General features: G+C 27.0%; 1 protein-coding gene. It reads right to left on the bottom strand.

Features of this window, described 5'->3' with window-relative positions; all coding sequences use genetic code 11:
• Positions 1–99 precede the first annotated feature (99 nt).
• Positions 100–555: a hypothetical protein gene (locus tag ACFIJL_RS09790; protein ID WP_375624538.1), complete on the bottom strand. Its 456-nt coding sequence runs from the start codon at positions 553–555 to the stop codon at positions 100–102.
• Positions 556–618: the final 63 nt, after the last annotated feature.

The following is a 618-nucleotide window of genomic DNA, read 5'->3' as shown; positions in this document are numbered from 1 at the left end:
CCTTTCTAAACGAACCTTTCCTTAATGTCAATACGTATTTTTTATTTTTTTCAATTTTTTTCATTTTGATACCTACCTAATTGAATATCAAGTGCTTTTTTAGCTCTCTTTCTTTTTAATAGATGATTGTATCGCGTAAATGGACATGTTTATTAAACTGCGTGTATGCAACATGAGAAAGAATGAATAAACTAAAAAAAAGTACCAAATAACGATATCTAAATACCAAAATACAGTATAACTATTTGGAAAAATTAAAACGACAAGTGCTAAACTTATTAGCTTTAAGAGTCTGTGCAAATACTGTTGTAAATCACGTGTTAATATCTTCCAACCTGTTGTATCATCATCTTTATATTTTGGATTGTTCTGCAACTCAAAAGGAATATGAGAATTGCATAAAAGTACAAAAATATTTGTTATTATTATCAAACCAAAAGATGCAAATATCAAAATACCTTGGATAAAGTAGGGATTTTTTTTAATTCCTAAAAAGCATAAAAATATAAAAATTATAATACCAAAAAAGGCTCTTAGCTGCTTATCTGTAAACATATTTATTTCCTGCGGTTTTCGATAATTTTTTGATCTCTTTATTGATCTCGTCTATAAGAGGTT

The sequence above is a fragment of the Bartonella sp. TT119HLJHH genome (assembly GCF_042193385.1).
In the GTDB taxonomy this organism is placed as follows: Bacteria; Pseudomonadota; Alphaproteobacteria; order Rhizobiales; family Rhizobiaceae; genus Bartonella.
The sequence above is the reverse complement of the archived record's forward strand: the minus strand, read 5'-3'. Positions and strand labels throughout refer to the sequence as shown.